This is a genomic window from Streptomyces sp. NRRL S-37, from assembly GCF_000721605.1.
In the GTDB taxonomy this organism is placed as follows: domain Bacteria; phylum Actinomycetota; class Actinomycetes; order Streptomycetales; family Streptomycetaceae; genus Streptomyces.
The window spans coordinates 1-438 of the sequence record NZ_JOIZ01000109.1; the positions used below are offsets into that span (position 1 = coordinate 1).

Annotated in this window: 1 protein-coding gene; it reads right to left on the reverse strand. The window is 67.6% G+C overall.

The genetic code is table 11. The features are described 5' to 3' along the window. On the reverse strand, positions 1–438 hold a 438-nt coding region (locus tag IH50_RS38445), incomplete at both ends, for an AMP-binding protein (protein WP_037873693.1).

Here is a 438-nt window from a genome sequence, read left to right on the forward strand (position 1 = left end):
CAGGCACACCCCCACCACGGACTCCAGACCCACACCCCGGGCCACCAGCAACCGCGCCAGACGATTCGCACGCGCATCCAACTCCGCATACGACACCTCAACACCCTCGAACACCACAGCAACCGCATCCGGCGTCCGCGCCACCTGCGCCTCGAACAACTCCGAAAGCGTCCCCGAAGGCACCCCGGCCACAGTGCCGTTCCACTCCACCAACAGCCGGCGCCGCTCAGCCTCACCCAGCACATCCACCGCGCTCAGCCGCAGCTCAGGCTCCTCGACCACAGCTCCCAGAACCCGCACCAGACCCTCGACGAGCCGCTCCACCGAAGCCACCTCGAACAGATCCGCCGCAGCGATCACCGCACCCCGCAACCCCGCAGGCACACCACCCGGACCAAACACCTCACCCACGGTGAACTCGAGATCGAACTTGGCCGC